The 25,758-nt window shown below is 34.0% G+C and carries 19 protein-coding genes and 1 tRNA gene; 8 read left to right on the top strand and 12 right to left on the bottom strand.

Translation table 11 applies throughout. The features are described from left to right. Nucleotides 1–91: 91 nt before the first annotated feature. Nucleotides 92–3,454 (bottom strand): transcription-repair coupling factor, encoded by a 3,363-nt coding sequence (mfd, locus tag DVK85_RS06315; RefSeq protein ID WP_114677632.1) that lies wholly within the window; start codon nucleotides 3,452–3,454, stop codon nucleotides 92–94. Continuing rightward, a complete protein-coding gene (locus DVK85_RS06310) occupies nucleotides 3,451–4,140 on the bottom strand; it encodes a hypothetical protein (protein ID WP_114677631.1) in 690 nt (229 codons plus the stop codon). The genes mfd and DVK85_RS06310 overlap by 4 nt, the downstream gene beginning before the upstream one ends. A gap of 231 nt (nucleotides 4,141–4,371) precedes the next feature. Between DVK85_RS06310 and DVK85_RS06305 the strand changes: the two genes are divergently transcribed. From DVK85_RS06305 to DVK85_RS06295, 3 genes are all read left to right on the top strand, one after another. Continuing rightward, nucleotides 4,372–5,319 (top strand): L-threonine 3-dehydrogenase, encoded by a 948-nt coding sequence (locus DVK85_RS06305; protein ID WP_114677630.1) that lies wholly within the window; start codon nucleotides 4,372–4,374, stop codon nucleotides 5,317–5,319. 72 nt (nucleotides 5,320–5,391) lie between these two features. Further along, nucleotides 5,392–5,463 (top strand) — tRNA-Arg (locus DVK85_RS06300). Between the two features lie 295 nt (nucleotides 5,464–5,758). After that, nucleotides 5,759–8,761 carry a ligand-binding sensor domain-containing protein gene (locus tag DVK85_RS06295; protein WP_114677629.1) on the top strand — a complete coding sequence of 1,001 codons (3,003 nt, stop codon included), beginning with the start codon at nucleotides 5,759–5,761 and terminating at the stop codon, nucleotides 8,759–8,761. A gap of 2 nt (nucleotides 8,762–8,763) precedes the next feature. On the opposite strand, the gene DVK85_RS06290 is transcribed toward DVK85_RS06295, so the two are convergent. The 5 genes from DVK85_RS06290 to DVK85_RS06270 all read right to left on the bottom strand — a co-directional run bounded on the left by DVK85_RS06290 (nucleotide 8,764) and on the right by DVK85_RS06270 (nucleotide 13,096). After that, nucleotides 8,764–9,399, bottom strand: coding sequence for a response regulator (locus tag DVK85_RS06290; RefSeq protein WP_162845305.1), 636 nt, complete (start codon nucleotides 9,397–9,399; stop codon nucleotides 8,764–8,766). A 75-nt stretch (nucleotides 9,400–9,474) separates the two neighbouring features. Next, complete coding sequence (locus DVK85_RS06285; protein ID WP_317048268.1) at nucleotides 9,475–10,524, bottom strand: glycosyltransferase family 9 protein; 1,050 nt, start codon at nucleotides 10,522–10,524, stop codon at nucleotides 9,475–9,477. A 250-nt stretch (nucleotides 10,525–10,774) separates the two neighbouring features. Then, nucleotides 10,775–11,287 carry a DinB family protein gene (locus DVK85_RS06280; protein WP_114677626.1) on the bottom strand — a complete coding sequence of 171 codons (513 nt, stop codon included), beginning with the start codon at nucleotides 11,285–11,287 and terminating at the stop codon, nucleotides 10,775–10,777. A 95-nt stretch (nucleotides 11,288–11,382) separates the two neighbouring features. Beyond that, the gene (locus tag DVK85_RS06275) at nucleotides 11,383–11,604 is read right to left on the bottom strand and encodes a hypothetical protein (RefSeq protein WP_114677625.1); all 222 of its coding nucleotides are present in this window, start codon (nucleotides 11,602–11,604) and stop codon (nucleotides 11,383–11,385) included. 97 nt (nucleotides 11,605–11,701) lie between these two features. Beyond that, nucleotides 11,702–13,096, bottom strand: a complete 1,395-nt coding sequence (locus DVK85_RS06270; RefSeq protein ID WP_114677624.1) for a dicarboxylate/amino acid:cation symporter — start codon at nucleotides 13,094–13,096, stop codon at nucleotides 11,702–11,704. Between the two features lie 245 nt (nucleotides 13,097–13,341). Here DVK85_RS06270 and DVK85_RS06265 point away from each other — a divergent pair, with 245 nt between their 5' ends. The 4 genes from DVK85_RS06265 (at nucleotide 13,342) to DVK85_RS06250 (ending at nucleotide 16,596) form a co-directional block, all read left to right on the top strand. Then, on the top strand, nucleotides 13,342–14,127 hold the full coding sequence (locus DVK85_RS06265; RefSeq protein ID WP_114677623.1) for an HNH endonuclease: 786 nt from the start codon (nucleotides 13,342–13,344) through the stop codon (nucleotides 14,125–14,127). Nucleotides 14,128–14,193: 66 nt separating this feature from the next. Next, nucleotides 14,194–15,540: an ammonium transporter gene (locus DVK85_RS06260; RefSeq protein WP_114677622.1), complete on the top strand. Its 1,347-nt coding sequence runs from the start codon at nucleotides 14,194–14,196 to the stop codon at nucleotides 15,538–15,540. A 72-nt stretch (nucleotides 15,541–15,612) separates the two neighbouring features. Beyond that, nucleotides 15,613–16,131, top strand: coding sequence for a nuclear transport factor 2 family protein (locus tag DVK85_RS06255; protein ID WP_114677621.1), 519 nt, complete (start codon nucleotides 15,613–15,615; stop codon nucleotides 16,129–16,131). 258 nt (nucleotides 16,132–16,389) lie between these two features. Next, the gene (locus DVK85_RS06250) at nucleotides 16,390–16,596 is read left to right on the top strand and encodes a hypothetical protein (RefSeq protein WP_114677620.1); all 207 of its coding nucleotides are present in this window, start codon (nucleotides 16,390–16,392) and stop codon (nucleotides 16,594–16,596) included. A gap of 488 nt (nucleotides 16,597–17,084) precedes the next feature. On the opposite strand, the gene DVK85_RS06245 is transcribed toward DVK85_RS06250, so the two are convergent. The 4 genes from DVK85_RS06245 to DVK85_RS06230 form a co-directional block, all read right to left on the bottom strand. Then, the gene (locus tag DVK85_RS06245; protein WP_114677619.1) at nucleotides 17,085–17,996 is read right to left on the bottom strand and encodes a leucine-rich repeat domain-containing protein; all 912 of its coding nucleotides are present in this window, start codon (nucleotides 17,994–17,996) and stop codon (nucleotides 17,085–17,087) included. A gap of 88 nt (nucleotides 17,997–18,084) precedes the next feature. Next, on the bottom strand, nucleotides 18,085–20,109 hold the full coding sequence (locus DVK85_RS06240) for an alkaline phosphatase PhoX (protein ID WP_114677618.1): 2,025 nt from the start codon (nucleotides 20,107–20,109) through the stop codon (nucleotides 18,085–18,087). 39 nt (nucleotides 20,110–20,148) lie between these two features. Continuing rightward, the gene (locus tag DVK85_RS06235) at nucleotides 20,149–20,706 is read right to left on the bottom strand and encodes a hypothetical protein (protein WP_114677617.1); all 558 of its coding nucleotides are present in this window, start codon (nucleotides 20,704–20,706) and stop codon (nucleotides 20,149–20,151) included. 40 nt (nucleotides 20,707–20,746) lie between these two features. Then, nucleotides 20,747–21,241: a helix-turn-helix transcriptional regulator gene (locus DVK85_RS06230; protein WP_162845304.1), complete on the bottom strand. Its 495-nt coding sequence runs from the start codon at nucleotides 21,239–21,241 to the stop codon at nucleotides 20,747–20,749. A gap of 560 nt (nucleotides 21,242–21,801) precedes the next feature. Here DVK85_RS06230 and DVK85_RS06225 point away from each other — a divergent pair. After that, the gene (locus DVK85_RS06225) at nucleotides 21,802–23,460 is read left to right on the top strand and encodes a tetratricopeptide repeat protein (protein WP_114677615.1); all 1,659 of its coding nucleotides are present in this window, start codon (nucleotides 21,802–21,804) and stop codon (nucleotides 23,458–23,460) included. 315 nt (nucleotides 23,461–23,775) lie between these two features. Here the strand turns inward: DVK85_RS06225 and DVK85_RS06220 are convergent, their stop codons facing one another. Continuing rightward, a complete protein-coding gene (locus DVK85_RS06220) occupies nucleotides 23,776–25,719 on the bottom strand; it encodes a hypothetical protein (RefSeq protein WP_114677614.1) in 1,944 nt (647 codons plus the stop codon). Between the last annotated feature and the right edge of the window lie 39 nt (nucleotides 25,720–25,758).

Below are 25,758 nucleotides of genomic sequence, written 5' to 3'. Positions count from 1 at the left end.
TTAAATAGGATTACTTATATCAATAAAAAAGCGGTATTACTAAGTTTAGTAATACCGCTTTTTTATTGGTCTCTATTTTCGTGATATAGCTCTACTCAAACACCATTTCTAGTAAATGTAATGCTTTAGGTAAAGTTTTTACATTATCAAATGTAAGCAGTAATCGCAGCCCGTTTTTAGTTTGTTTTTCCTTCATACGGCTTAGTGATGGTTGCTTTTGTACAAACTGCAAAACCTTGTGGAAAGTCCCACTCTGGTAATAATCACTCTGCTGGTCGCTCACAAAATACCCTATCATTTTACTTTGCTTTAACACCAGTTTTTCTATACCCATTTTGGTAGCTAGCCACTTAATGCGCATACTTGTCATTAACGCAAGTGCTGGTTTTGGCAATGCTCCAAAACGGTCAATCAGTTTTTGTTCAAACTTATTTAAGTCCTCTTCTGTTTTTATAGCACTAAGCTCGTTATACAGGTTAAGCCTTTCGGTAATATTATTTACATACTCATCAGGGAATAGTAACTCAAAGTCTGTATCTATCTGTATCTCTTTTACATATTCCCGTTGTACAGGTTTTTCGGTATCTTCTTCATAAAGGTATTTAAACTCGTTCTCTTTCAACTCGTCTATAGCCTCATTCATTATCTTTTGGTAGGTATCAAAGCCTATCTCGTTAATAAAGCCACTTTGTTCTCCACCTAGCAGGTCTCCTGCTCCGCGTATCTCAAGGTCTTTCATAGCGATATTAAAACCACTACCCAGTTCGCTAAACTGCTCTAGTGCCTGTATTCTTTTACGGGCATCCTCTGTCATAGCGCTATATGGCGGTGTTATAAAATAGCAAAAAGCTTTTTTGTTACTACGTCCTACACGTCCACGCATTTGGTGCAGGTCACTAAGTCCGAAGTTATTGGCATTGTTTATAAATATAGTATTAGCATTAGGTACATCCAGTCCGCTCTCTATAATAGTGGTAGCAACCAGCACGTCAAAATCGCCATCCATAAAGGAAAGCATCAGTTCTTCCAGTTTCTTACCTTCCATTTGCCCGTGCCCTACTCCTACTTTTGCTCCCGGTACTAAACGTTGTATCATTCCGGCAACTTCTTTAATATTTTCAATACGGTTATTTATAAAGAATACTTGCCCTCCACGCTGTATTTCATACGATATAGCATCGCGAATAATTTCTTCATTAAAACCTACCACATGACTTTCTATTGGGTAACGGTTGGGCGGAGGTGTAGTTATTACCGAAAGGTCGCGCGCTGCCATCAATGAAAACTGTAATGTTCTGGGTATAGGTGTAGCAGTAAGCGTAAGTGTGTCTACATTTGCTGCAATGGTTTTTAGTTTATCTTTTACATTTACGCCAAATTTTTGCTCCTCATCTACTATCAATAAACCTAAATCTTTAAACACAACATTTTTACTGGTAAGCTGGTGCGTACCAATAATGATATCGAGTTTACCTTCGGCAAGTTCTTTCAGCGTTTCTGCTTTTTGCTTTGCCGTACGGAAACGGTTAAGGTAACCAATGGTAACTGGCATATCTTTCAGCCTTTCGCTAAATGTTTTATGATGCTGAAATGCCAATATAGTAGTGGGCACCAGTATCGCTACTTGTTTACCGTTATCTACCGCTTTAAAAGCAGCACGAATAGCAACTTCTGTTTTACCAAAGCCCACATCACCACACACTAGCCTATCCATAGGGCGCTCGTTTTCCATATCGGCTTTTACATCACGAGTTGCTGTTACTTGATCAGGCGTGTCTTCGTATATAAAAGATGACTCTAACTCTGCTTGCATATAACTATCTGGCGCATACTGAAAACCTTTTTCGAGTCTACGTTTAGCATATAGTTTAATTAAGTTAAAGGCAATATGTTTAACTCTTGCCTTGGTCTTATTTTTAAGGGTTTTCCATGCACTACTGCCTAGTTTGTATATCTTGGGCGGTGTACCGTCTTTACCGTTATATTTCGATATTTTGTGTAACGAGTGTATGCTTACATATACAATATCATTATCAGCATATACCAGTTTTATAGCTTCTTGTTTTTTACCCTCTACTTCTATTTTTTGTAATCCGCCAAACTTACCAATACCATGATCGATATGGGTTACATAATCGCCTACCGATAGCGAGCTAAGTTCTTTTAGAGTAATGGTTTGTTTTTTAGAGTAACCATTCTTAATATTAAATCGGTGGTAGCGTTCAAATATCTGATGGTCAGTATAGCAGGCTATTTGGTTTTCTTCATCGATAAAACCTTCATATATAGGGAATACTATTGTTTTATACTGCTTACGTATATCTTCGCTATTCTCTTCGTCAATACTCTCAAATATATCATGAAAACGGGCTGCTTGTGCTTCGTTCGAGCAGAATATATAGTTTTTAAAACCATTAGCTTGGTTCTCGTTCAAGTTATTAAGCAATAAGTCGAATTGCTTGTTAAACGATGGTTGTGGTTGTATATGAAACTCGAATGCTTTATCTATTTTAAAGACAGGTTTTGTGGCAAGATCTACTACTGTGAAATCTAATGCTTTTTTAAGGAATGACGCCTGATTAAGAAACAATTCCTCGGGAGCTGCATGTTTAATATCTTCAGACAGTTTACCAAAAGCTTCGACAGCCTTACTATACAGCACGTCTAGCTGTGATAGCATAGCCTCGGTATTCTGGATAAAGACAACAGTTTTTTGATTAATGTACTCTAAAAAACTCTGCCTGTTTTCCTGCAAAAATTTGTTCTCAACATTTGGGATAACTGTTATTTGCTTATTCTTCTCTAACGATAATTGCGTTTCTACATCAAATGTACGGATGCTATCGACCTCATTACCAAAAAACTCTATACGGTAAGGGTTATCGTTACTAAATGAAAACACATCGACAATACCACCTCGTACAGAGAACTCTCCAGGCTCAGTTACAAAATCTACTCTACGAAATTCGTACTCGAACAACACTTCGTTAATGAAATCGATACTCACTTGGTCGCCTACTGCTACTTTTAGCGTATTCTTATCAAGCTCCTTTCGGGTTACCACTTTTTCAAAAAGCGCCTCGGTGTATGATACTATAATTGCTGGTTTCTTGCGCGAATTGATACGATTCAGTACTTCCGCACGCAATAGCACATTCGCATTATCCGTTTCCTCTATTTGGTACGGACGACGGTAAGAACCAGGGTAGAACAATACATCTTGCTCGCCCACTAGTTTTTCGAGGTCATTAAGGTAATATGCGGCTTCTTCTTTGTCTTTAAAAACAAGCAAGAACGGAAGCCCTGCTTCCTGAAATAGCGGGTCGATGATAAATGATAACGACGAGCCTATAAGTCCTTTTATATGCAACTTACTTTCGCGCTGTTGTAGCGCAGTTGCAATTTGTTTTACTTTAGTCGACTCTTGGTATATAGTTGTTATTTCGGGTTTCAATTTTCAGATTTCAGTTTATTGGTTTTAAACGGTCGCCTTTGTCTATTAGGCACATCAGTACTAGTTGGTAAAGTATCCTTTACTGGTGTAGCTATCGATGGTTTTGGAATATTATCTGGATTTGCCATTCGTGTAGTATCGCGAGCACGAAGCATTTGTTCTTCTCCTATTTCCTTAGGAATTTCGCTTAAACGTATTATCTCGTCAAACTGTTTTTGTAGTGCAGTAGTTTCTTCTGTTATTTCGGCTATTAGCAGTAATACTTTGTCGCATTGTACTACATCGAGCACCATGTAGGTATATAATGATTTTATTTTGGTATCAAGCACTGTAAGACGGCCACGCACTTGTGGTTTGTCAAAAAATGGCGGTATGCTTGTTTTTACCTCTGCTACTTTATTAATAAGGTTCTCTGCTTTTTGTTTATAAGCCGTTAGTGTACCCGTTGGTTTTTGCGAAAGCTCATTACTAAAGCGTTCCCATTCGTTCCAGCCTGCAATGCGTTCCTTTACTTTTTCTGTAAGGGGGGGCACATTAAAATGCCAATTGCTACTTACTACTTTTACTATAGAATCGTTTCGTTGTTCGGCTTTACGTGTTTCTGCAAGTTGTTGTTTTTCATCATCTTGACAAGACAAAAGAGTAAAACTCAAAAAAGTAGTTATAATAAATAAGATATATTTCATAATAGGGTATTGAACTACAAATTTACAAATGTTAGACCAATGTGGTGTTTATTAAAAATAAAATATAACGAAAGCTTATTTATAGAGCATTCAAAACAATGTCATTTTTAAGAATATAGCACAAACATTTACCTTAAAATCACAATATGATAAATTTTTGTTACAATCAAGGTGTTAAACAATATATTTCATATTCCTAAAATGGTATATTTGCAAAATAAACAACAAACTATGAGTACTATTTTAATTATAGGGGCTTGCGGTCAGATAGGCACAGAGTTAACCAAAAAGTTAAGAAACCTTTACGGAAATAATAATGTTATTGCATCGGATATAAGAGAAGGTGATGCCGAATTTGTATCGTCGGGTCCTTTTGAAGTGGTTAATGCTCTTGATTTTGACCAAATAGCCAACGTAGTTAAAAAGCATAATATTGAGGAAGTTTACCTCATGGCAGCTCTATTATCAGCAACTGCCGAGAAAAACCCTGCCTTTGCATGGGACTTAAATATGAATTCGCTTTTCCATGTATTAAACCTTGCTAAAGAAGGGAAAATTAAAAAAATATTCTGGCCTTCAAGCATTGCTGTTTTCGGTCCTACGACACCTAAACAAAACACGCCTCAATATACTATAATGGAACCTTCTACGGTATATGGTATATCTAAACAAGCGGGCGAAAGATGGTGCGAATATTACAATAAAATATATGGTGTAGATGTTCGTAGCATTCGCTACCCAGGGCTTATAAGCTGGTCTACCCTACCTGGAGGTGGTACTACTGACTATGCTGTAGACATATACCACAAAGCACTTAATGAAGGTGCTTATACCTGCTTCCTGTCTGAAGATACACGTTTACCGATGATGTATATGGATGATGCTGTACGAGCTACTATTGAGATTATGCAAGCTCCTACAGCGCAAATAAAAATACGCTCGTCATACAACTTATCGGCTATGGACTTTACACCGAAAGAGATTGCCGAAACAATACAGCAACACATTCCTGATTTTACCATAAGCTATGAGCCTGATTTCAGACAAAAAATTGCTGATAGCTGGCCACAAAGTATAGATGACAGTAAAGCACGAGAGGACTGGAACTGGAAACATGATTATGACCTAAAAAACATGACATCGGACATGCTAGAGCATCTTGAGAGCATGGCTGAATAGCACATAAACGAGGCTTACTATTAATTTATAGCAGGAACTAAAAAAGTAGTATCTTTGCATCTCTAAAATTTTAGCCTCGTAGTTCAACGGATAGAATGGGAGTTTCCTAAACTTTTGATCCAAGTTCGATTCTTGGCGAGGCTACAAAAAAACCGGTTTACTATAGTAAAGCGGTTTTTTTGTGTTTAAAATATTATCTAAACACATGGTCTAAAAAAAGAAAGATGTGCCAAGGGTCATGACACATCTTTTCCATTTTTTGTTGTCTTTTGTTACAAAGACATTTTCGGGGGGCCAAAAATTTACATTGCAAATATATATTTATTTTTTAGCTCTAGCTGTACTAAAAACTTTCTTTAGATGTAGAAATAATACTACACAAACAATACGTGCTTATATTTTATATACTTTAGTCCTCTCAAACACTTTTATATCTTAAATGAAATTACTAAATCTTATTGTTTTATTATTAATTTCAACATATTGTTTTAGTCAGCAATCATACCATACACAATGGTATTCTGCCGATAGTAATCATCTACCTCAAAACAGTGTAAAGTCTATAATTAAAGACAAGTATGGCTTTATATGGCTCTCTACAGAGAGTGGTCTTATAAGGTTTGATGGCAGTAATTTTAAAGTTTTTAACAGCGCTACTATTCCTAATTCAAATTCTGACCGAATGTATTTATTCGGCGGATCAGTCGAAAAAGACAGTATTACAATTCGTAATGGTTTATTACAATTTTTTGTTATACAGAATAGAACCGTACAAATTGACACTCCACATATTGTTCCTCCTTTTAAACCTAAAAAAGATTTGTACATATGGGAGCTAGAGTTTAGAAAAGGACTGCATTACACAAAAGAAAACAAGCTCTTTAACCTTACACCAAAAAATGATTTAACTTATATAATAGGGAATGACAGTATTAGGGAATACAAGAAAAACTATGTATTAAAAAATAAGTTTTTTTTTCCTTTACCTAATGGTTTACAATTTTTTAGCGCAGGGGGTAAATTATACCTTATGGGTGAAGATAACACCTATTATCATGTAACTGAAAATGGTAAAGAAGCTTTTACATTTAGTAATACCGCTCCTGTTCCTTATACCGTTTTTACTAATGAACCTTGTAAACAGGTTTTTTTAGCTTCAGGAAAAAATTTATACATCGTAAGACAAAAAGATAATGGGTTAACTACTGAATTATTGTATAATGATTTTGACCTTAAGAACAATATTAACTCTATTTATTATGATCAGGAAAATAACGTCCTGTATTTAGGTAGTAGTAACAAAGGATTACTTGTTATAAAAAAACACGATTTTATGACGATAGGCTCCCCTATTAAAATGGATAATGGGGTTGATGGAGTATATTATGGTCTTATCGCTTTTGATAAAAACAAAATACTAACAGCTACAGGAAGTATTTTTGAAAACGAAAAATACAGTGGCTACATACCCATAGGAGAATATAGCGATAAGTATATCATAGCAATAGATAATAAAGAAGATGTATGGACTAAAGGATATATACACCTCTATAGATTTAAAAAAGAATCAGGATATAAAGAATATAATAAGTGGACACTAGACAACTATATCACTGCAATAAATAAAAGTCCTGATGGGAGAATATGGGTATCTACAGTTCATATTATTAACAGTCAAGAATATGGATCTATTTATGTTGTAAACCCAAAAGATAAAGAGGTAAAACCCAAACTATACAGAAAAATAAATAGTGGAATTAGCGCACTTTTAAGTACTAATAATGATGAACTTTGGGTAGGCTCTAGAGATGGTTTATTAAAACTGAATACTAGAAGTAATACTATAAAAACAATATCTGGGCTTGAGGGCACTCATATAAGAAGCATTCGAGCAGGTGAAGACAACGAGCTATGGCTAGCAACATATAACAAAGGGCTTTTTTTATATAAAGATGGAAAAATAACTAGTTTTCCTGCTGATAGAGATAAACACATTCTTTCGTCCCACTGTATTGTTGAAGACAAAAATGGTTTCTTTTGGATAACTACTAATAGAGGGTTATTCCGAGTAAAAAAACAAGATTTATATGATTATGCTGCGGGAAAGAAAGAAAGTGTTTACTATTACTATTATGATAAAGACTCAGGATTTACTACTAATGAGTTTAATGGAGGGTGCTACCCGTGTAGTGTTTTTTTAAATGATAAAACTATATTTTTTCCGTCTATGGATGGTATTGTATATTTTAATCCTGATGAAGTAGAAATGAAACAACCAAAAAGCGATTTATTTATTGATGAAGCAGAGGTTGATAATAGACTCGTAAGTACTACAAATCTAGAAATAGACCGTAACTTTGATAGAGTAAAGTTTTTTATTTCTAGTCCTTTTTATGGTAATACTTATAACCAAAATATAGAAACACAACTTTCAGGACCTGTATCGCAAAACTGGGCTGGGCTTACAGGTAATTATGTCGATCTTTCTACGCTACCTCCTGGAGACTATAACCTAAAAGCACGTAAACTAGCCGGATCAGGATCTAACTATATATATAAAGAAATAAATTTTAGAGTTATACCCGCTTTTTGGCAAACAATATGGTTTAAAGTTCTAGTTATTGTAGTATGCTGTATAATTCTAATTCTTATGTATAAAATGAGAATGAGATACATAAATTATCAAAATGAGATGTTAGAGCAACAGGTAGCAATACGTACAAAACAACTGGGAAATACAATAAAAACGCTACGAAAAACGAAAATAAACCTTAGCAAACAGAACGAAAACCATAAAAAACTTATTAAGAATATTACTCATGATATTAAAAGTCCTCTAAAATTTATTGCAATAACAGGACGCTATGTATATAACAATCTTAATGAGGGTGATGCTATGTATAAAGAGGATATAGAATCTATTCACACCTCGTCGTCTCAACTATATTACTTTGTAGATAGTTTTCTAGAATATACCAAACAGGCTGATAACGACTTAAAAAACTCTCCTTCCTTTTTAAAAGAAATTGTAAACGAAAAAATTGCGTTTTTTAAAAATATAGCTAATTCTAAAAATACGCAAATAATAGATAATACAGAGCCTAACACCATAGTCGTAATAAATAGACATCTATTATCTATAGTACTACATAATCTTTTAGATAATGCAGTAAAAAACACTTATAACGGTAACATAACACTCAGTACTACACTAAAAGAAAGAGAAGTTATACTTACCATTAAAGATACAGGTAAGGGTATGAGTAAAGAACAGGTTACAGAATATAATGATATTATTAACCAGAAAGCAGGTAATCTAGAGTACTTTAATAATGGTATGGGACTACAAATTATTGCCGAACTATTAGTTATAATGGATGTTGTAATGACAGTTCATTCTGTAGAAGGTATTGGAACGCAAGCTACTCTAAATCTTAAATAATACTATTCGCTATATAGCTTATATTGCTCTACTAGAGATACTACATTAGTTACATTAAGTTTTTCGAAAATGCGATGTTTATAAGTGCTAACCGTAGACATTTGTATATTAAGTATATTGGATATCTCTAAGTTACCCTCGCCTTTTACTAATAACGAGGCCACTTCCATTTCCCTATCAGATAAAGACTCTAATGGGTTAAGAGGGGTATTGTTTAACGCGTTTTCAAAAATTTTGTTCTTTACCCTCTCACTAATGTACTTACCGCCATCAAGAATAATCTTTACTGCTTCAATAATTTTTTCTTCAACAATAAGTTTATTCAAGTAACCATCTGCACCTGCCTGTATGTATCGCAATGCAAATTGCTCTTCATCAAATGCCGAGAACATAAGTATTTTTACAGATGACTGTACCATACGCACCTTCGCTATCATAGCCGAAGTATTACCACCTGGCAAATTAATATCTAATATAATTAAATCTATAGGTTCTTTTTTAAGCACAGATATAACCGAATCAAAATCAGCAGCATAATTAATATTTACACCCACAAGAGACTCCTTTAAAATAAGAGCTACCCCTCTGCGGACTACACTATGATCATCGGCAAGCAGTATTTTTTTATCACTAAACATAGTTGGCATGGTTATGTCATAAATGTAATACAAAATTACTTTTTAAAAACACACAGATATTTATTTTAAGATTATTTACCTTTTTTGGATAATTCTATCTAATGTAGCCATACAACTCCGTGTACATAAAATGTTAGTATTAATAGCCGTACTACTACTATTATAAGGAGTATAAACACTTTCTTTAGTAATCGAAAAAAGTCCTACTGTAGGGGTTTGCGATGCGCTCGCTAAGTGCATCATACCACTATCGGCTCCTATAAAAAATTCAGTATTAGCTATAAGTGCAGCTATTTCGCGAACATCTTTACTATAAAATGAAGGAGCTTTAAAATTTATTTGAGAAACATTTTCTACAGGTAAAATCTCTATAATATTATACTCATCAGCATAGCGCTCCTGTAATGTAGTATAAAAATCGTCCCACCAGCTTTTAGAATAGCATTTTGCACCTGTAGCATAAGTAAAAATACTAATCGTTTTTCTACCATCTTTTACTAATTTATCTAAGGCTCTTTTGCCTTCAGCCAACTCATCAGCACTCAATTTAAGATCCAGTGTAGGCATCTCAGCATTTTCACGCGCTGTAATTCCAAGCATCGAAAGATAGTACCTAAAGTTATACACCGGATATTTTGCAATATGACAATAATCGGTATGTTTTGTAGTATAACTTTCTTCTACATCTCCAAAAAATTTATAATCTCCTCTAGCCGTCTTAGTAGATAACCTGCCAGATGACGAGGTTTTATTCACGTTAATTACAATATCATAATGTCTTTTCTTAAGAGCAATCCATCCGCCAAAATATTGAAACAATTGTTTAAAGTGCTTTTTAGGTAATTTTATAATGCGATCTACACAAGCATAATTACTAAAAATAATACCACCTAAATTACCTTTTACAAACAAGTCTATTTTACAATTAGGAAAAGTGCGCTCTACCTCCTGTACAAGTGGAGTTATTAGTAACATATTACCCAAACGATGGTTTGGGCGACATATCAAGACACGTTTTACCTCATCTCTTTTAAGCGTAGGCATATCTTTAAAATCGTTGCTACCCATATTTTTGGTAAGCCCCTGCATAATAATTTTCCTAAACTTATTGATAGTTTTTAGCATAGTAATAGAATTGATACTTCGACCAACTTATTTTTATAAAAAAACAAGCTGGTCGAAGTATAAAGTAGTTTCTTCAATTATTTCTTTCTTCTCTACAAATATAAAGAAGCAACTACCATACATTTCTTAAGATATGCTAAAAAATACAGTTCAATTATAACATTTTGTTGATTATATGTTAAAAAAATATTCCAGTTTTCTAAAATTTACGAAAAAAACAAAATTTAGAACATTTAGTATAATCAATTTCTTACCGTTCCCAAAAAAATGGAGGCTCTATATTTAAAGAGCGTAAATACACATAACCTTGCCCTCTATGGTGTATTTCATTATCTACAAAATATAAGATAGTACTATAAACAGGGTTTTCATATTGCCCAAAAGCCACTACAGTTTCGGCAAAACGATGCGGAGTAAGTTCACCCCATAAGTCGTCTATTACACGTGTAATTTCATCCCAAAGCTCTAGTAATTCAGCTTTGGTTTCAGGCATACCTTCACCAGTATGATGAGGCATCTCCTCTATTTTATCCCATTCGTTGGTTACAAAACCCTGCATACCAGGACCTGCCAAATCTATCATTTCCATAGCAAGCCGTGCAAAAGGTCGCATACCTCCTATAGAATAATTAAACAATTCCTTTTCAGGAAAAGCAGCTATAACTCTGCGGGTAAGCGCACGATGCCCTTGCCAATGTTTTAATAAAATTTCGGGGGTTATTACTGTAACTGTACTGCTTAATGTTGCTGTATTGTTTTCCATAATGTAAATAATTAGTGGTTCATATTTCTTTCACCAAAATTATCTATAGGTAATGACAACAGTATGTCAGTAGCATTTATATATCAGGATAAAAATTACTTCATAATTTTATTTCCCATTCTATCAATAGTACTATGACGATTTCTTTTATAAGGAACAGTACACCCACCAGCACCACAACCAGTATTGAGTGCTGCCAAAAGTAATAAAAACACGCCTGGAATAGCAAGCAGCCATTCTTTAACATCTATAGCCTGTAATATAATAAGTATGCCAAAAACAAGACGGAGTATGCGTGGTATATTAATATTTTTCATAACTATTGTTCTTAAAAAAGTTGTGTAACACAAACTATAACGTAAGATACAAAAATTACATTGTATAAAAAAACCGCAATAATTGCGGTTTCATATATTATTCAGGGATTTCGGCGTCAAAAACCTTATCACCACCTTCTTTATTCGGGTCAAACTCACCTTCCCACTTAGCAATAAATGCCGAAGCTAAACAATTACCAATAACATTTATAGAGGTACGTGCCATATCCATAAGTTCATCTATACCCAATATTGCCATAATAGGCCATATAGGCAAGTTAAACGAAGCTGCCGTACCCATAAGTATTACCAGCGAAGCACGCGGAATACCCGCCACGCCCTTACTGGTTACCATTAATGTAAATACCATTATAAGTTGTTCGCCAAGGCTAAGGTCTATACCCGCAGCTTGCGCCACAAATATACTAGCAAGAGATAAGTATAGTGTAGTCCCATCGAGGTTAAAACTATACCCCATAGGCATTACAAATGACACTACCTTTCGCGGAACACCGATACTCTCCATAGCCTCCATAGCACGAGGCAATGCAGCTTCTGAACTTGTAGTAGCAAAGGCTATAGATACAGGTTGTTTTATAGCTTTTATAAACGGTATAAGCGGTATACGAGCAATTAATGCAATAGGCAGTAAAACCAAAAGTGCAAAAACTATTAATGCTCCATAAAGTAAAAGTAATAAGCCAAAAAGGTTTTCTAATATAGAAAGCCCCATATGCCCTACTGTATAAGCCATTGCAGCTCCCACACCTATCGGTGCAAAATACATAACGATATTCGTAAATTTAAACATTACTTCCGATAAACTTTGAGTAAAGTCAACCATCGGTTTACGCTTGTCTTTTGGAACCATAATAAGACCAAGCCCAAATATTACACTAAACACTACTATTTGCAATACTTCGCCCTCAGCCATAGATTTGGCTATGTTTTCTGGGAATATATGCAATATTATTTGTTGCCATGTTTGTGGTTCGGCAGCCGTAATTTGTTCGTGCATTGCTGCTGGTGCCTCTATACCCATACCTACAGGAAACAGGTTAATAGCTGCAACACCTATAAATAGAGCTATAGTAGTTACTACCTCAAAGTAAAGTAAGGACTTCCACCCCATACGCCCTACTTGCTTAATATCTGAGTGTCCTGCAATACCATAGACCAGTGTAGCAAAAATAAGCGGACCTACTATGGTTTTTATCATCTTGAGAAATATCTTGCTCAGTACACGTAGGTGTACAGCAACATCAGGAAAATCATATCCTATGGTAGCCCCTATAACTAAACAGACTAATATCCAGGTGGTAAGACTTCTCTTTTTAATACCATATAACACTAACCCAAATATAGATGCCCAACGAAAGAACGTTAGTACACTATCGGGTACTACATCAAACATGAAGTTTACTAAATATATTACAGCTGTAATAGAAACAATAATAAATGCAAAAAAATTAATATAGCGGGATTTAAACATAGAGCAAGTGCTTTATTTAGGTGTTTGTTTTTTTAAAGTGTTTTTACAGAAAGTGTAGTACTGCGCGGTAAAAATAATGGAAAAATAGTTTTTAGGCTAAAAAAGGTATTAAAATCATTAATCTCTTGTGCACTACCATAACAAATATAATTCTCGACTACCTCAAAACAACAATCTATCTCTATTATTAAAAACACTATAAAATTGCCTAATGATTATCTATATTTGATGTAAACTGAATCCTAATGGCGTCAAAGAATTGGACACGAGAAGAATTAATATTAGCTTTTAACCTTTATCTCAAAATTGAATTTAGCAAAACACATAAAGGCAATCCAAAAGTTATTGAGCTTTCAAATATAATAGATCGTACTCCAAGTGCCGTGGGTATGCGGTTAGGGAATTTTGCAAGTGTAGACCCTTATCATCAGCAACGAGGTGTAACAGGGCTTCGAAACGGAATTAAACAAGTGCAACCTATTTGGGATGATTTTTTTAATAATCAAGAAGATTTGATTTTTGAAAGTGAAAGAATATTAGCCGAAAAAGAGAATATAACACTTGAAGATAAATATAACAGTCTGTTTTCAGACATTAAGGATTTAAAAGGCGAAACAAAAATAAGAGCTGTTAAAACTCGAGTAAACCAATCGGTATTTAGAGAAATAATTTTAACAAATTATAGATCAAAATGCGCCATAACAGGTATCAATATTCCCGACTTATTATATGCAAGCCACATCATACCATGGTCTAAGAATGAAAAAGAGCGGTTAAATCCAGAAAACGGTATTTGTCTTTCAGCTTTATATGACAGATCCTTTGATAAAGGTTATTTAAGTTTTTCTGATAATTACAAAGTATTATTATCCTCTAAACTAAAAGAAAAAAGCAATACCGAATATTATAGTAAATATTTTGCCTCTATTGAAAATACAACATTAATAAAACCGATTAAATACTATCCCTCAAAGCTATTTTTAGAATATCATCGTGATGAAATATTTGACAAAAACAAACACACCCCCTAATTTTTAATCATCATACGTCTTTATAAAAATAATTTTATATTTTTAACCCTATAAAAAATAGGGGTTATGTGTAAGAAAATAGAAAAAAGATGGATCGTTGCTTTTTTAATCACCACAGCAGTATGTTTAACAGGGTTATTTTGGGAACATTCCACGGTAACCGATTCCAGCGAGTTTAACAGTACCGATACCATAGTCCCCGCCGATGTAGCATGGCTACTCACAGCTTCGTGCCTCGTGTTGCTCATGACCCCTGGACTTTCGTTTTTTTATGGTGGTATGGTAGGCAAAAAGAATGTTATCTCTACCATGCTCAAGAGTTTTATATGTCTTGGCGTTATCAGTATGCTATGGGTAACAGTAGGGTTTAGCTTGTCGTTTGGTAGTCCTATAGGTATTACTATAAATGATGTAGAATATGGAATTATAGGCAATCCGTTTGACTTTGCTTTTTTTAATTATGTAGACGAACACCCACATTCACAAATGGCGAGTACCATTCCGTTTATACTTTTTGCCCTCTTCCAGATGAAATTTGCTGTAATTACTCCCGCCATTATTACAGGCGCACTCGCCGAGCGTATTAGGTTTATATCTTTCCTTCTATTTATATGTCTTTTCTCTTTACTTATTTATGCACCACTTTGTCACATGGTTTGGCACCCTAACGGGTTGCTAGGCAGCTACTTTGGTATAAAAGATTTTGCTGGTGGTACTGTAGTACACATGAGTGCCGGTTTTGCTGCTATTGCAGGCGTACTGGTACTGGGCAAGCGTAAAAATGTAGAACACATACCCACTAATATACCATTTGTACTGCTGGGTACAGGTATGCTATGGTTTGGGTGGTTTGGTTTTAATGCAGGTTCGGCACTGGCTGCTAACCATACTAGTGCTATGGCTTTTGCTACTACCACTATTGCTTCGGCTGCTGCTATGCTTACTTGGGTGTTTTTCGACAGGCTCAACGGTCGTAAGGTGTCTGCAATGGGGGCGTGTATTGGCGCTGTAGTTGGGCTTGTGGCAATTACTCCTGCTGCGGGGTTTATATCTGTACCAAAAAGTATGTTTTTCGGGTTTGCTGCTGCCATAGTATCTAACGTTATGGTAAACTGGAAAAGCCTGAAACATATTGATGATACGCTAGACGTTTTTGCTTGCCATGGTGTAGGCGGTATTATGGGCATGATACTTACCGCTATTTTTGCCGAGGGCGAAAATGCGAGTTTGCTACATGGCGGTTGGGGTGTTTTTGGGCATCATATGCTTGCACTTATATTGGTAGCAACATTTTCTTTCTTTGGAGCAATGCTATTGTATAAATTTACAAATCTGTTTATTCCGTTACGAGTTTCAGAAGAAGCCGAAGAACAAGGGCTAGACATTTCGCAACACGGCGAAATGCTTTCGTAACTCATAGGTCAGTTTTTAACAATCTAAATTATAGACGTCTTATTTGTATATTAGTCTCAAAACTATATACCAATGAAAAAACTGTTATTCTTTTTATCCTTTGCTACTATTACCTATGGTGGATTTATAAATAAAGAAGTATCTATTAACACCTCTACTGAAAAAAAAACTATTAATGCATTATTAAACGATTGGCACACTGCTGCTGCAAATGCAGACTATAATAGCTATTTTGATAAAATAGCCGAAGATGGTTATTTTATGGGTACTGATGCTACCGAAAATTGGAATAAAAAGGATTTTTCGGTTTTTGCTAAACCACATTTTGATAAAGGCAAAGCATGGAACTTTAAAACCTTAGAACGCAATATTTATTTTAGCGAAGACGGGAAAACAGCTTGGTTTGACGAGTTACTAGATACCTGGATGAAGGTTTGCCGAGGCTCTGGAGTATTAGAGAAAGAAGGTGATGGATGGAAAATAAAACATTATGTACTCTCTATGACTGTGCCTAATAAAGTAACTAAAGAGATAATACCTCTTAAAGCTAAGTATGAAGACTCTTTAATAGAAGAAATGAAAGAACAATAGTTATATAAACGAAAACTGCCGAGTGGGGACTCGGCAGTTTTCATACTAGCAATAATAAAAAAGAGTTTAGTGATAAAATAATGGGGGGGGGGCCATCACTAAACATTTATATATTTTAACAGTTTTTGTAATAATTTACTTTTTAACTGTTTTCTTGTCATTTTGATACTTCAAAGATAGTTACTACTCTACCCTTTTAACACTTTATTCGCCGACACCTCTTATTAACACCTCTGAAATGCGCATAAGTATAGACGAATGGTAAAACACATACTCCCTATAGACTGTCTTAATCAAATTACCAAAACATCTCTAATTACCAATAAACATAAAGGATGTCCTAATATAAGGAGTGAAAGAACAATCGTTATACAAACGAAAACTGCCGAGTGGGGACTCGGCAGTTTTCATACTAGCAATAATAAAAAAGAGTTTAGTGATAAAATAATGGGGGGCCATCACTAAACATTTATATGTTTTAACAGCTTTTGCAATAATTTACTTTTTAACTGTTTTTTTGTCATTTTGATACTTCAAAGATAGTTACTACTCTATCTTTTTAACATTTTATTCGCTGACACTTCCTATTAACAACCTCGAGATGCACAAAAGTGTCGACGAATGGTAATATCGACTATGTTATTTTTTTCTAACAAAAAAAGAAACGCTCCGAACATTGCTGCCCGAAGCGTTATCCACCTAACCAATAAAAAAATCATTTATAAAAAAATTAAATACTAACGAGTAATCGTTCCTCATTTAATTACATTGGTAAAATTACTATACATCAATCTTATTATTATTTTTTATCGGCAATATGCAATAAACCATAGATGAATATCTCTTTACAAACGATGAATGAATATTTACATAAATAAAAACGAACAACCAGAATAAATTAATGTTCTAGTGTTTTGCTTTTCAGAAAAAATCAATAGTTTGATAACATCAAACTACCAATATATTTTACATTCTGGCAATGCTTTTTTCACTTCTTCTTTTTCAGCTTTTGAGATAGGGTTTCCTACTAAAATTAATGTTCTTAAACTTTTTAGCTCCGCTATATTTTGAGGTAAATTTTTAATCTTATTTTTTGATAGGATCAACAATTCCAGCTTATCAAGCTGTGTAATTTCATCAGGTAACTCAGTTAATTCATTATCACTTAAAATAAGTGTCTTTAAACTTTTGAGTTCTTTTATAGATACTGGTATTCTTTTTAATTTATTATTCTCCAGATTAAGTGACTCTAATTGAGTTAGCCTAAACCATGTTGTTTCAAACTCATGAAACTGGTTGTATCCTAAATTTAAGTTTTTTAGCTTTTTTAGCTCAGCCATTTCTTTTGGTAAAAAGCTTAACTGGTTGTTATCAATCTCTAAACTTTCTAAATTATGGCATTTTGATATTGAAGCGTTTACCTGAATTATATTATTAAAAGATAAATGTAAAAAACGTAACTCTTTTAAATCGCCTATAGCCTCTGGCACTTCTTTCAGTTTATTGCTTGACACATTTAAACGAATAAGCTCTTTTAATTTAGACATATCCTTTGATATGTAGGGTAATTCATTTTGTTGTAAATTTAAAACTTCTAGTTTATTCAGATTAAAAATACTCGCTCCCCAATCTTCTAAATTATTACCCATAAGGTTTAAAAAAACAAGGTTTTTAAGTTTAGAAATGTCTTTTGGCATATAGTAATAGCTCTGGTCTCTCAGGCTAAGTTGTGTAACATCATTCGGTTTTAATAGTGCCTTAGACAAATCGTTTAAAACATCTTCTTTTAACGGATTGGCATTTTGTGCCTGTAATGATAACATAGCACAAACAGTAAGCAAAACGGCTATAGTAGCTCTTTTCATTATTATAAATGTTTGTTTATACACAAATACAAAATTAAATAACAGAAGCCGGCTAAACGCCGGCTCCTGTAGTATAAATAAAAGCTAATTACTTAGTTAAAACTTTAAAGTGATGAACAGTTTGTCCTACTTTAACGTTAAGTACCAGTACTTGATTTTGACTAGCAAAAGCACTTACATTTAACTTAATGGTTTGTAATCCGCCCTCAATAGCGTTAGTTACATTAGTAAGCTCATGACCAAGAATGTCATAAACTGTAACAGTAACGTTTTCGCCCATTAAACTTGAATTAAACTGAATATTTAACTCATCTGTAGTAGGGTTAGGATATACTGTAATATCAGCTTGTGCTGTATCTGGGTTAAATATACCTGCAGGTACTGCTCCAATATTATCTTTTAATGCAAATACTATAGAAGCAGAAGCATCAAAAACAACTTCCTCTCCTGTTGCATCCTCTTGCGGAGTATTGCTTGAGCTAGGATGTTGTACAGAGAAGAAACCATACTTAAAATCAGGTGTAAATGTTAATCCAGTAGGTTCTGACCCTATTGGCATAGATGCAAATAGCTCTACATTAGGAGTACTTTGTGTATGATCTGGTCTTACAACCCATATATAGTTGTTTCCGCCATCTTCTAGTACCCAAAGGTTCCCTTTATCGTCAAAAGTAAGGTTATCATTACCATTACCCCAAGGCTCAACTTGTTCGCCTGTAGCAGTAGTTACACTATAACTCATACCTCCTACAAAAGTTTCGAACTCGCTAAATGTATTCCCCTCGTCAACAAACCTGTACACTCTATCAAGACCTTTAGCCGCAAAGTATATTTTACCATCTATAGGGCTTATTTCTACATCTTCAACACCGTTAAATGATGTACCTCCAACATTAGAGGCTACTGTACCTAAGTTGTTTCTTTCTTCCTGAGTATCGTTAGGAACTTCTATCCACTCTCCTGTAGAAGAACTTGGATCGTTACCCGAAAGTGATAATTCTAATTTCAATACATATACAGTACCTGCACTTAGATTACCAGGGGTATCCATTACATACTTGTACATACAATGTGTTCCTCCATCTTCGCCATAATAAGCCGTAGTACCGTCTGGCGAAACTACTACATTCTCATGGTTCATTCTACCCATAGCCCAAAGTTTGTCTGGTTGAGAATCTCCATCATAATCTACTACTTCAGCAGTTTCAGGATCTATTTCCACTAACCACCCCACATCTTGATAGCCATCGCTATTTACGTCTCCAGTATTCATAGTTTCCTCAGCAGTTACTACAGTTCCCCATGGTGTAATACCACCAGAACAGTTTCTAGTTGTTGTAACTAAGACTTCGTTATACAAGTCTACAAGCTTGCTATCATCTACTTCCCATAATTGATTTTCAGTATTTAAATGTATATCTACTATAGATACACCACCTGGTGTATTTTCGTGATTAACAGAAAGATACCCTTCTTCACTGCTTCCGTCTATTGCTATATAACCAGTAAAGTCGTTATTACCCGGCACTGTGCCATCTCCTGTTATATAAGCATCGCCTTCTTTAAATAGCATCTGGAAATCGTGCTCTTCAGGAATAAGTAAGTTAGTAGTTTGTCCTGTAGGTGCTATAGATGTAAAGCAAGCTACGTGCTCTTCTGTACAATCAATTCCAAGATCATCTACATTCTTAACATACATATCAAATCGTGTATCAGAACTTGTTGCACCAGCTTGGTGTAATTCTACCGCTATTCTATTTACACCATCTACAAATGCCGTACTTGATATTTGAGCAATGTGATAAATATTCTCATCTATACCACCAACAGTGTTTACTGCCGATGTGTTATAATTAACATCGCCTTCGGGCATATTTTGTCTAAATACCTCAGTACCGTTTACATAAACTACTGCACCATCATCTCTCCTTAAACCAAACTCAACATTACTTGTTAATTCACTTACTGTAACATTAATATCCTTAACAAAATAAGAAGTTATGTATTTATTGTTAGAATCTGGACCATAAGAAATTTCAGTATTAACAACGTCACCATAACCGAAAGGTGCATTACCCCTGTTCCAAGGTATAACGTTATACTCAGTTGCCAACCATTCAGTACCTAAGTCACTACCGTTATCAAGGAAATACTATTCTTCATCTTTCGCTACAGGATAATTTGTAACCTCTAGTGCAGGAAGTGTATAAGTAACTTCCATATCAAATCTTAGATCAGAGCTACTTGCCGAACCTTGGTGTAGTTCTACTGCAATTACATTTTCTCCGTTTTGAAGTAAGTTTTCAGTCACTACTTCTACCCAAGTTTCTTCATCTGCACCACCTATTGCACTAGATGCATACGTGTTATAGGTAATTTCACCGTCAGGTATATTATCTCTAAACACCTCAACACCATTTACATATACTACCACACCATCATCTTTCATTGTATTGAATACTAAACTACCTATTTGAGTTATGTCTTCAACATTAAAGATGTGACGTAAGTAATAAGTAGGGTATTTGTTATCGGCATCAGTTCCGTAATCTAGTGTAGTAGACTCAATTCCGTCTCCATATCCTAATATTGCATTACCAAATGCCCATTCAGCATCATCATAACCATTGTTTTTCCAATCTGTACTTAAATCTACACCTGTATCATTATATTTGCATAATCCACCAGATGCGATAGGGAAAGTTCCCATAGGGTATTTGCCATGCCTTAAAACTCAACCATGATTTAGTTTATCTATCACTAATAGGTAGTAAATCTTTATTTGTTGCATAGGTAATTAACACATCTTCAATCTTTCTTTCATCATTAATCCCCATTTTTCTTTTGAGTCTATATTTTTTTGAAATAACACTTTCATGGGATATTTGTAATAACTCTGCAATTTCTTTATTTGAAAGCTTCATTTTCAGTAATGCGCAAAAATTGATATCATTAATGTTTAAAATGGGAAAAGCCTGTTGTAAGTTATTGCAAAACTGAGGATGTGTTTCATTAAAACGAACTTTAAATTCCTTCCAATAGTCTTTACTTTTTATGATTTTTTCAATTGCTGATTTAATTTCAGATCTTTTAAAGTTTTCATTATCTATCTTATTTATAACTTCTTTTAATTTATCATCTTTATTCATTAACTCTATAGAAGAGGACATTAATTGCTTATTTTTTAAATAAACAAGCTCTTTTAGGCTATCTATTTCACTTTCCAAGGGTATTTCATCGTTCACTTTATTAAGTTTTATAGCTTTTTTTACCTTGGTTTTAGTAAGATAAATGAATATTACAATTATTATAGTTAATGAATAAATACAACAAATTAATATTGTAAAAACATAGGTATCCTGAGTCATTTTATTTTTAATGATGTTTTATAAATTATGAAGATCCTGTGCGTATATTTAGAAATCACTCTGCAATAAATTAAACACATTATTGAACTGATTTATTTAATCTATCTTAAAAAGAGCAGGGCAAAATATCGATTACATAAATAGCCTTGGTTAATTTAGAGGATGACAAAGCTATCTTAGCAAACCATTAAAGCTTGGAATTAGTTTAAGAAAATAAACTTTAAACTAATTATTTGAGATGCCCGACCATCATTTAATATTAAAAACGCTACCCCTGATTTGTGTCAAATTTATTTATATGTTTGTAACCGCAGTAAAAACAGGGGTTACACTTTTAGAATATATGAATACAAATAATGTAAATGGGTGTAAATGAGATAAATCTGTTTTAGATATTTTGTTTAATTATTTATCGATAAAATGAATTTATAGTACATATGAACTTTAAAATTTACTTTTTATACTTTTTTTTCCTTTTAAAATTATCTACAAGTTACAGTCAGTCTACTCCAAAAGAACAATATAATACTGCTTTTAAACTATTGACTAAAGACGTACATCAAGCCGAGATAATTGGTGAAAAATTACTAAAATCCAGTATTGATTCTAAAAAGGAAATGCCTATTGCAACATCTTTAAGTTTAATGGGTATGGTATATTATTATAAGGCTAATTACTACTTGTCAAATAAATATTATTTCCGTGCCTTAAATAGTGCTTTTTCAAAAAAGTCTAAGCCATTTCAAGAAAGTTGCTACAATAATATTGCAGTAAATTATGAAATGTTGGGGCAATACGGAAAATCTATTAAATATTATAACAAATCACTTAAAATAACAGAGCAAAGTAAAGATTCGGTTTCTATGGCAGAATCATGGATTAATCTAGGGCTCATAAATCATAAAGTTGACAATCATAAATTAGCGACAAGCCAAACCAAAGCGGCTTTAAAATATTTTATAAAGAGTAACGATTCTTTGCAAATGGCCTTATGTCATCATAACTTATCTCTTTTTTATTTTAAAAAAAACAAATACATTGATGCCGAAAATGAGGCTTTAACAGCTTTGCAGCTTTATGAAGTTTTAGATCATAAATTAAATGAAGCAAAAACATTGGTGATATTGTCAGATTTATATGTTAAGCAGCAAAAAATAAAAGAGTCTAATAAATTTTTACATCAGGCACTTGATTTAGAATGTAATAATGACTTATTAATCGCTACAATTTATACCCGTTTGGCTACTAACAAAATAGCAAGAGAAGAATATAAAGATGTTGAAAAATATTTGCAAAATGCATATCTGTATTTTAATAAAGTTAATTCTACAGACAATCGGCTCAATGATTATTATAGTGTAAGGTCAGATTTTTATGCCAAAACCAATAATTATGATGCCTTTTTAAAAAATAAAGAAGAGTATGAGCAATATAATACTAAAATAGAAACTTCTCAAGCAAAAGATAAGTACAGAGAGCTACAAGCAGTTTATGAATACGAAAGCCAGCAAGGTAAAATAGAAGCACATAAAAAGGAATTGTTTATTAAAAAAAAGGAATTATCTATTAGTAGATATCAAATAGGGCTACTTATAATAATACTTCTTACCATTTTTATAATTGTAGGTATTATTGCTACAAACAGCAGAAAGAGAAAGAAATATATACAATTACTGTTTTCTTCTAATGTTAGAGAAATACAGGTCCCAAAGATAGATACAAGTGATAGTTCGGACACCAAATTTTTAGAGATATACAACAACTTATTGCATCTAATGGAAAATGAAAAGCTTTATACAAACCCAAACCTAAGCGTTAATGAAATTTGTAAATTACTGGCTACAAATAGTAAATATCTTTCATTAGCTATTAATAAATATGCTAAGACAAATTTTAATGGCTTTATTAATAGCTATAGGATTGCAGATGCAAAAAAGCTAATTCTGTTTTCAGATAAATCATTAAAAGAAATTTCAAGCGAAATAGGGTTTAACAATCATACAACATTTTACAGGCAATTTAAAGAATCTATAGGAATGTCTCCCAAGCAGTTTCAAGACCTAAGTATATTAAATAAAAAAGAATCGATACAGTAATAATTATTTAATGAAACAGCTAAAAAAATAACAGTCAGTAATACTTAGCTGTTTATTTTTTTAACTACGATGTTCCGTCCTGAACAAGCAAACATAAAACTTCATTACATCAGAAGAAGCAAGCTATGTAAAGTACATCCAGCAAGATTGTATTATTTTACTTAACCGTCAAATGAATTAAGTGTGGAGGGGTTATCTGCCTATATAGCTTTAAAAAAACAGAAGTAACCCTAAAGCTACTTCTGTCTAAAAAAAATGTACTTTTATTTAATGATGATCCTCTATCATTATTTTAAGATTCACAACAAACTCTATTTATGGAGTTGTAGAGGCATTACATAACAGTAAAGAATGAGTATTGGCATGGTTACCAACACTATCTCCAATTCGGGATATTGTTAATGTATCATAGAGGCCAGAAGCGCTTATATTAAATAATACACTAACAGTACTTGGCGAACCCGTATTTCTGATAGATGCTGAATTGCCATCCTGTGTAGAAGTAAAATTAGAATTACAGGTTCCTGCAAAGGGTACCAATTGTACTGCTACGGGCGATCCGCCTAAGGAAGCTGTTACTGTATACCCTTCATTACCTTCACCACTTTCATTACTCATACCATAAACCTGTACATTTTTTAGCGGCGAGCTAAAGCTATAAGTAACGCCTTGAGTTCCGGTAAATCCAGTTAACCTTTCACCGCTAATATTAATACCGCATGAATCGTAATTTGCACCTGTAACACCCCCACCTGTTTTAGAAACAGTAACACTACTCCCATTAACAGTCACAGTTTGTGGGTAACTTCCATAGCCGGTACTGCAAAGTGTGGTGTTAAACGATTCGCTAATGGTTCGATCAAAACTACAGCTCGGAGTAGTATTTAATTCAAATGTACCTGTGCCAGCTACTGTAGGAGTACCTGTTGCTGTAAGTACTACTGTTTGTGCTCCAGTAGCTGCAAAAGTTCCGCTTTTTGAAAAAGTTACACCATTTGCAGTTGCTGTAATATTATAAGTACCTGCAGTAGTAACATTAGCAGTAATAGTTTGTTGAACATCTGACGACACAGGAATATCAACTGCCAAAGCTCCTTGTGAAGCTACAGAACAACTGTATGATGAAATGACTGCTGTACCGTTTGAGGCACTATTAGGTGCTGTAGTAGCATTACAAAACATTAAACCATACCCATTGGTACCAGCCGAACCTCCTGCTGCACGGCTTATGATAATTTTATCATAGGCATCTGCAGAACTGACATTAAAAATTAATGAAGAAGTATCTGTTGAATTAGTATTTCTGATACTTGCTGAATTACCAGACTGTGTAGAGGTAAATGCTGACTGACAAGTACCATCAATAGCACTTAACTGAACTGCTACAGGAGCTCCGGCTAACGAAGCACTAACTGTATACCCTTCATTACCTTCATCACTTTCATTATTGTAACCATATACTTGAACATTTTTTAAGGGTAAACTTAAAGTATAAGTAGCGCTTTCTGATCCTGAAAATCCCACAGCACTACCGGTAATAGACATACCACATGTTGTGTTATTAATCGACCCTGAAGGACCGTCTCCTGTCTTGGTAACCGTTACACTAGTTCCTTCTACATCAACTGTTGCTGGATAGTTTCCATAAGTAGTACTACAAGCAGTAGTTGAATAATTAGCACTAATTGAACGAGAAAAGCTACAGTTTGGATCTGTGTTTAGAGTAAAAGTTCCTGTACCCGCTGTGGTAGGTGTGCCACTTGCTGTAAGCGTTATTACTTGGTTTCCAACTTCTGTAAAAACATCTGCATTAGAAAATGTAACACCGCCAAAAGTAGCCGATATGTTGTAGCTTCCTGTTAAAGTAACGTTAGCAGTAATAACCTGTGTAACACCGGAAACTTCGTTTCCTACAGACATTGTACCCGTAGCAGTACCTGAACAATCATAAGAAGCAACCACAGCAGTACCGTTAGAGGTAGGCGAAAGAGCATTTGATGCCGCACTTAAACAAGCAGACCATGCACCATTTTCATATGCTTTTATACAGTTTGTAGATAAATCATACACCATCATACCATTAACTGGTGAGGTAATTTCTGATGTATCTGCTACTCTGGTAAGTACAAGTGCCTTATTGGTACTTTCAAGTTCAAGGATAGAACTTGTGCCTACAGATGTGGGGTTATCTCCAATCTTTACCTGTGCCTTAACTCCAAATACACAAAGTAAAAGTGATGTTATAATTATTTTTTTCATATTTTATTATTTATATAATTCTCTTATTTTTTTAAGTCT

This window comes from Flavobacterium arcticum (genome assembly GCF_003344925.1).
Lineage (GTDB): Bacteria > Bacteroidota > Bacteroidia > Flavobacteriales > Flavobacteriaceae > Flavobacterium > Flavobacterium arcticum.
The sequence above is the reverse complement of the archived record's forward strand: the minus strand, read 5'-3'. Positions and strand labels throughout refer to the sequence as shown.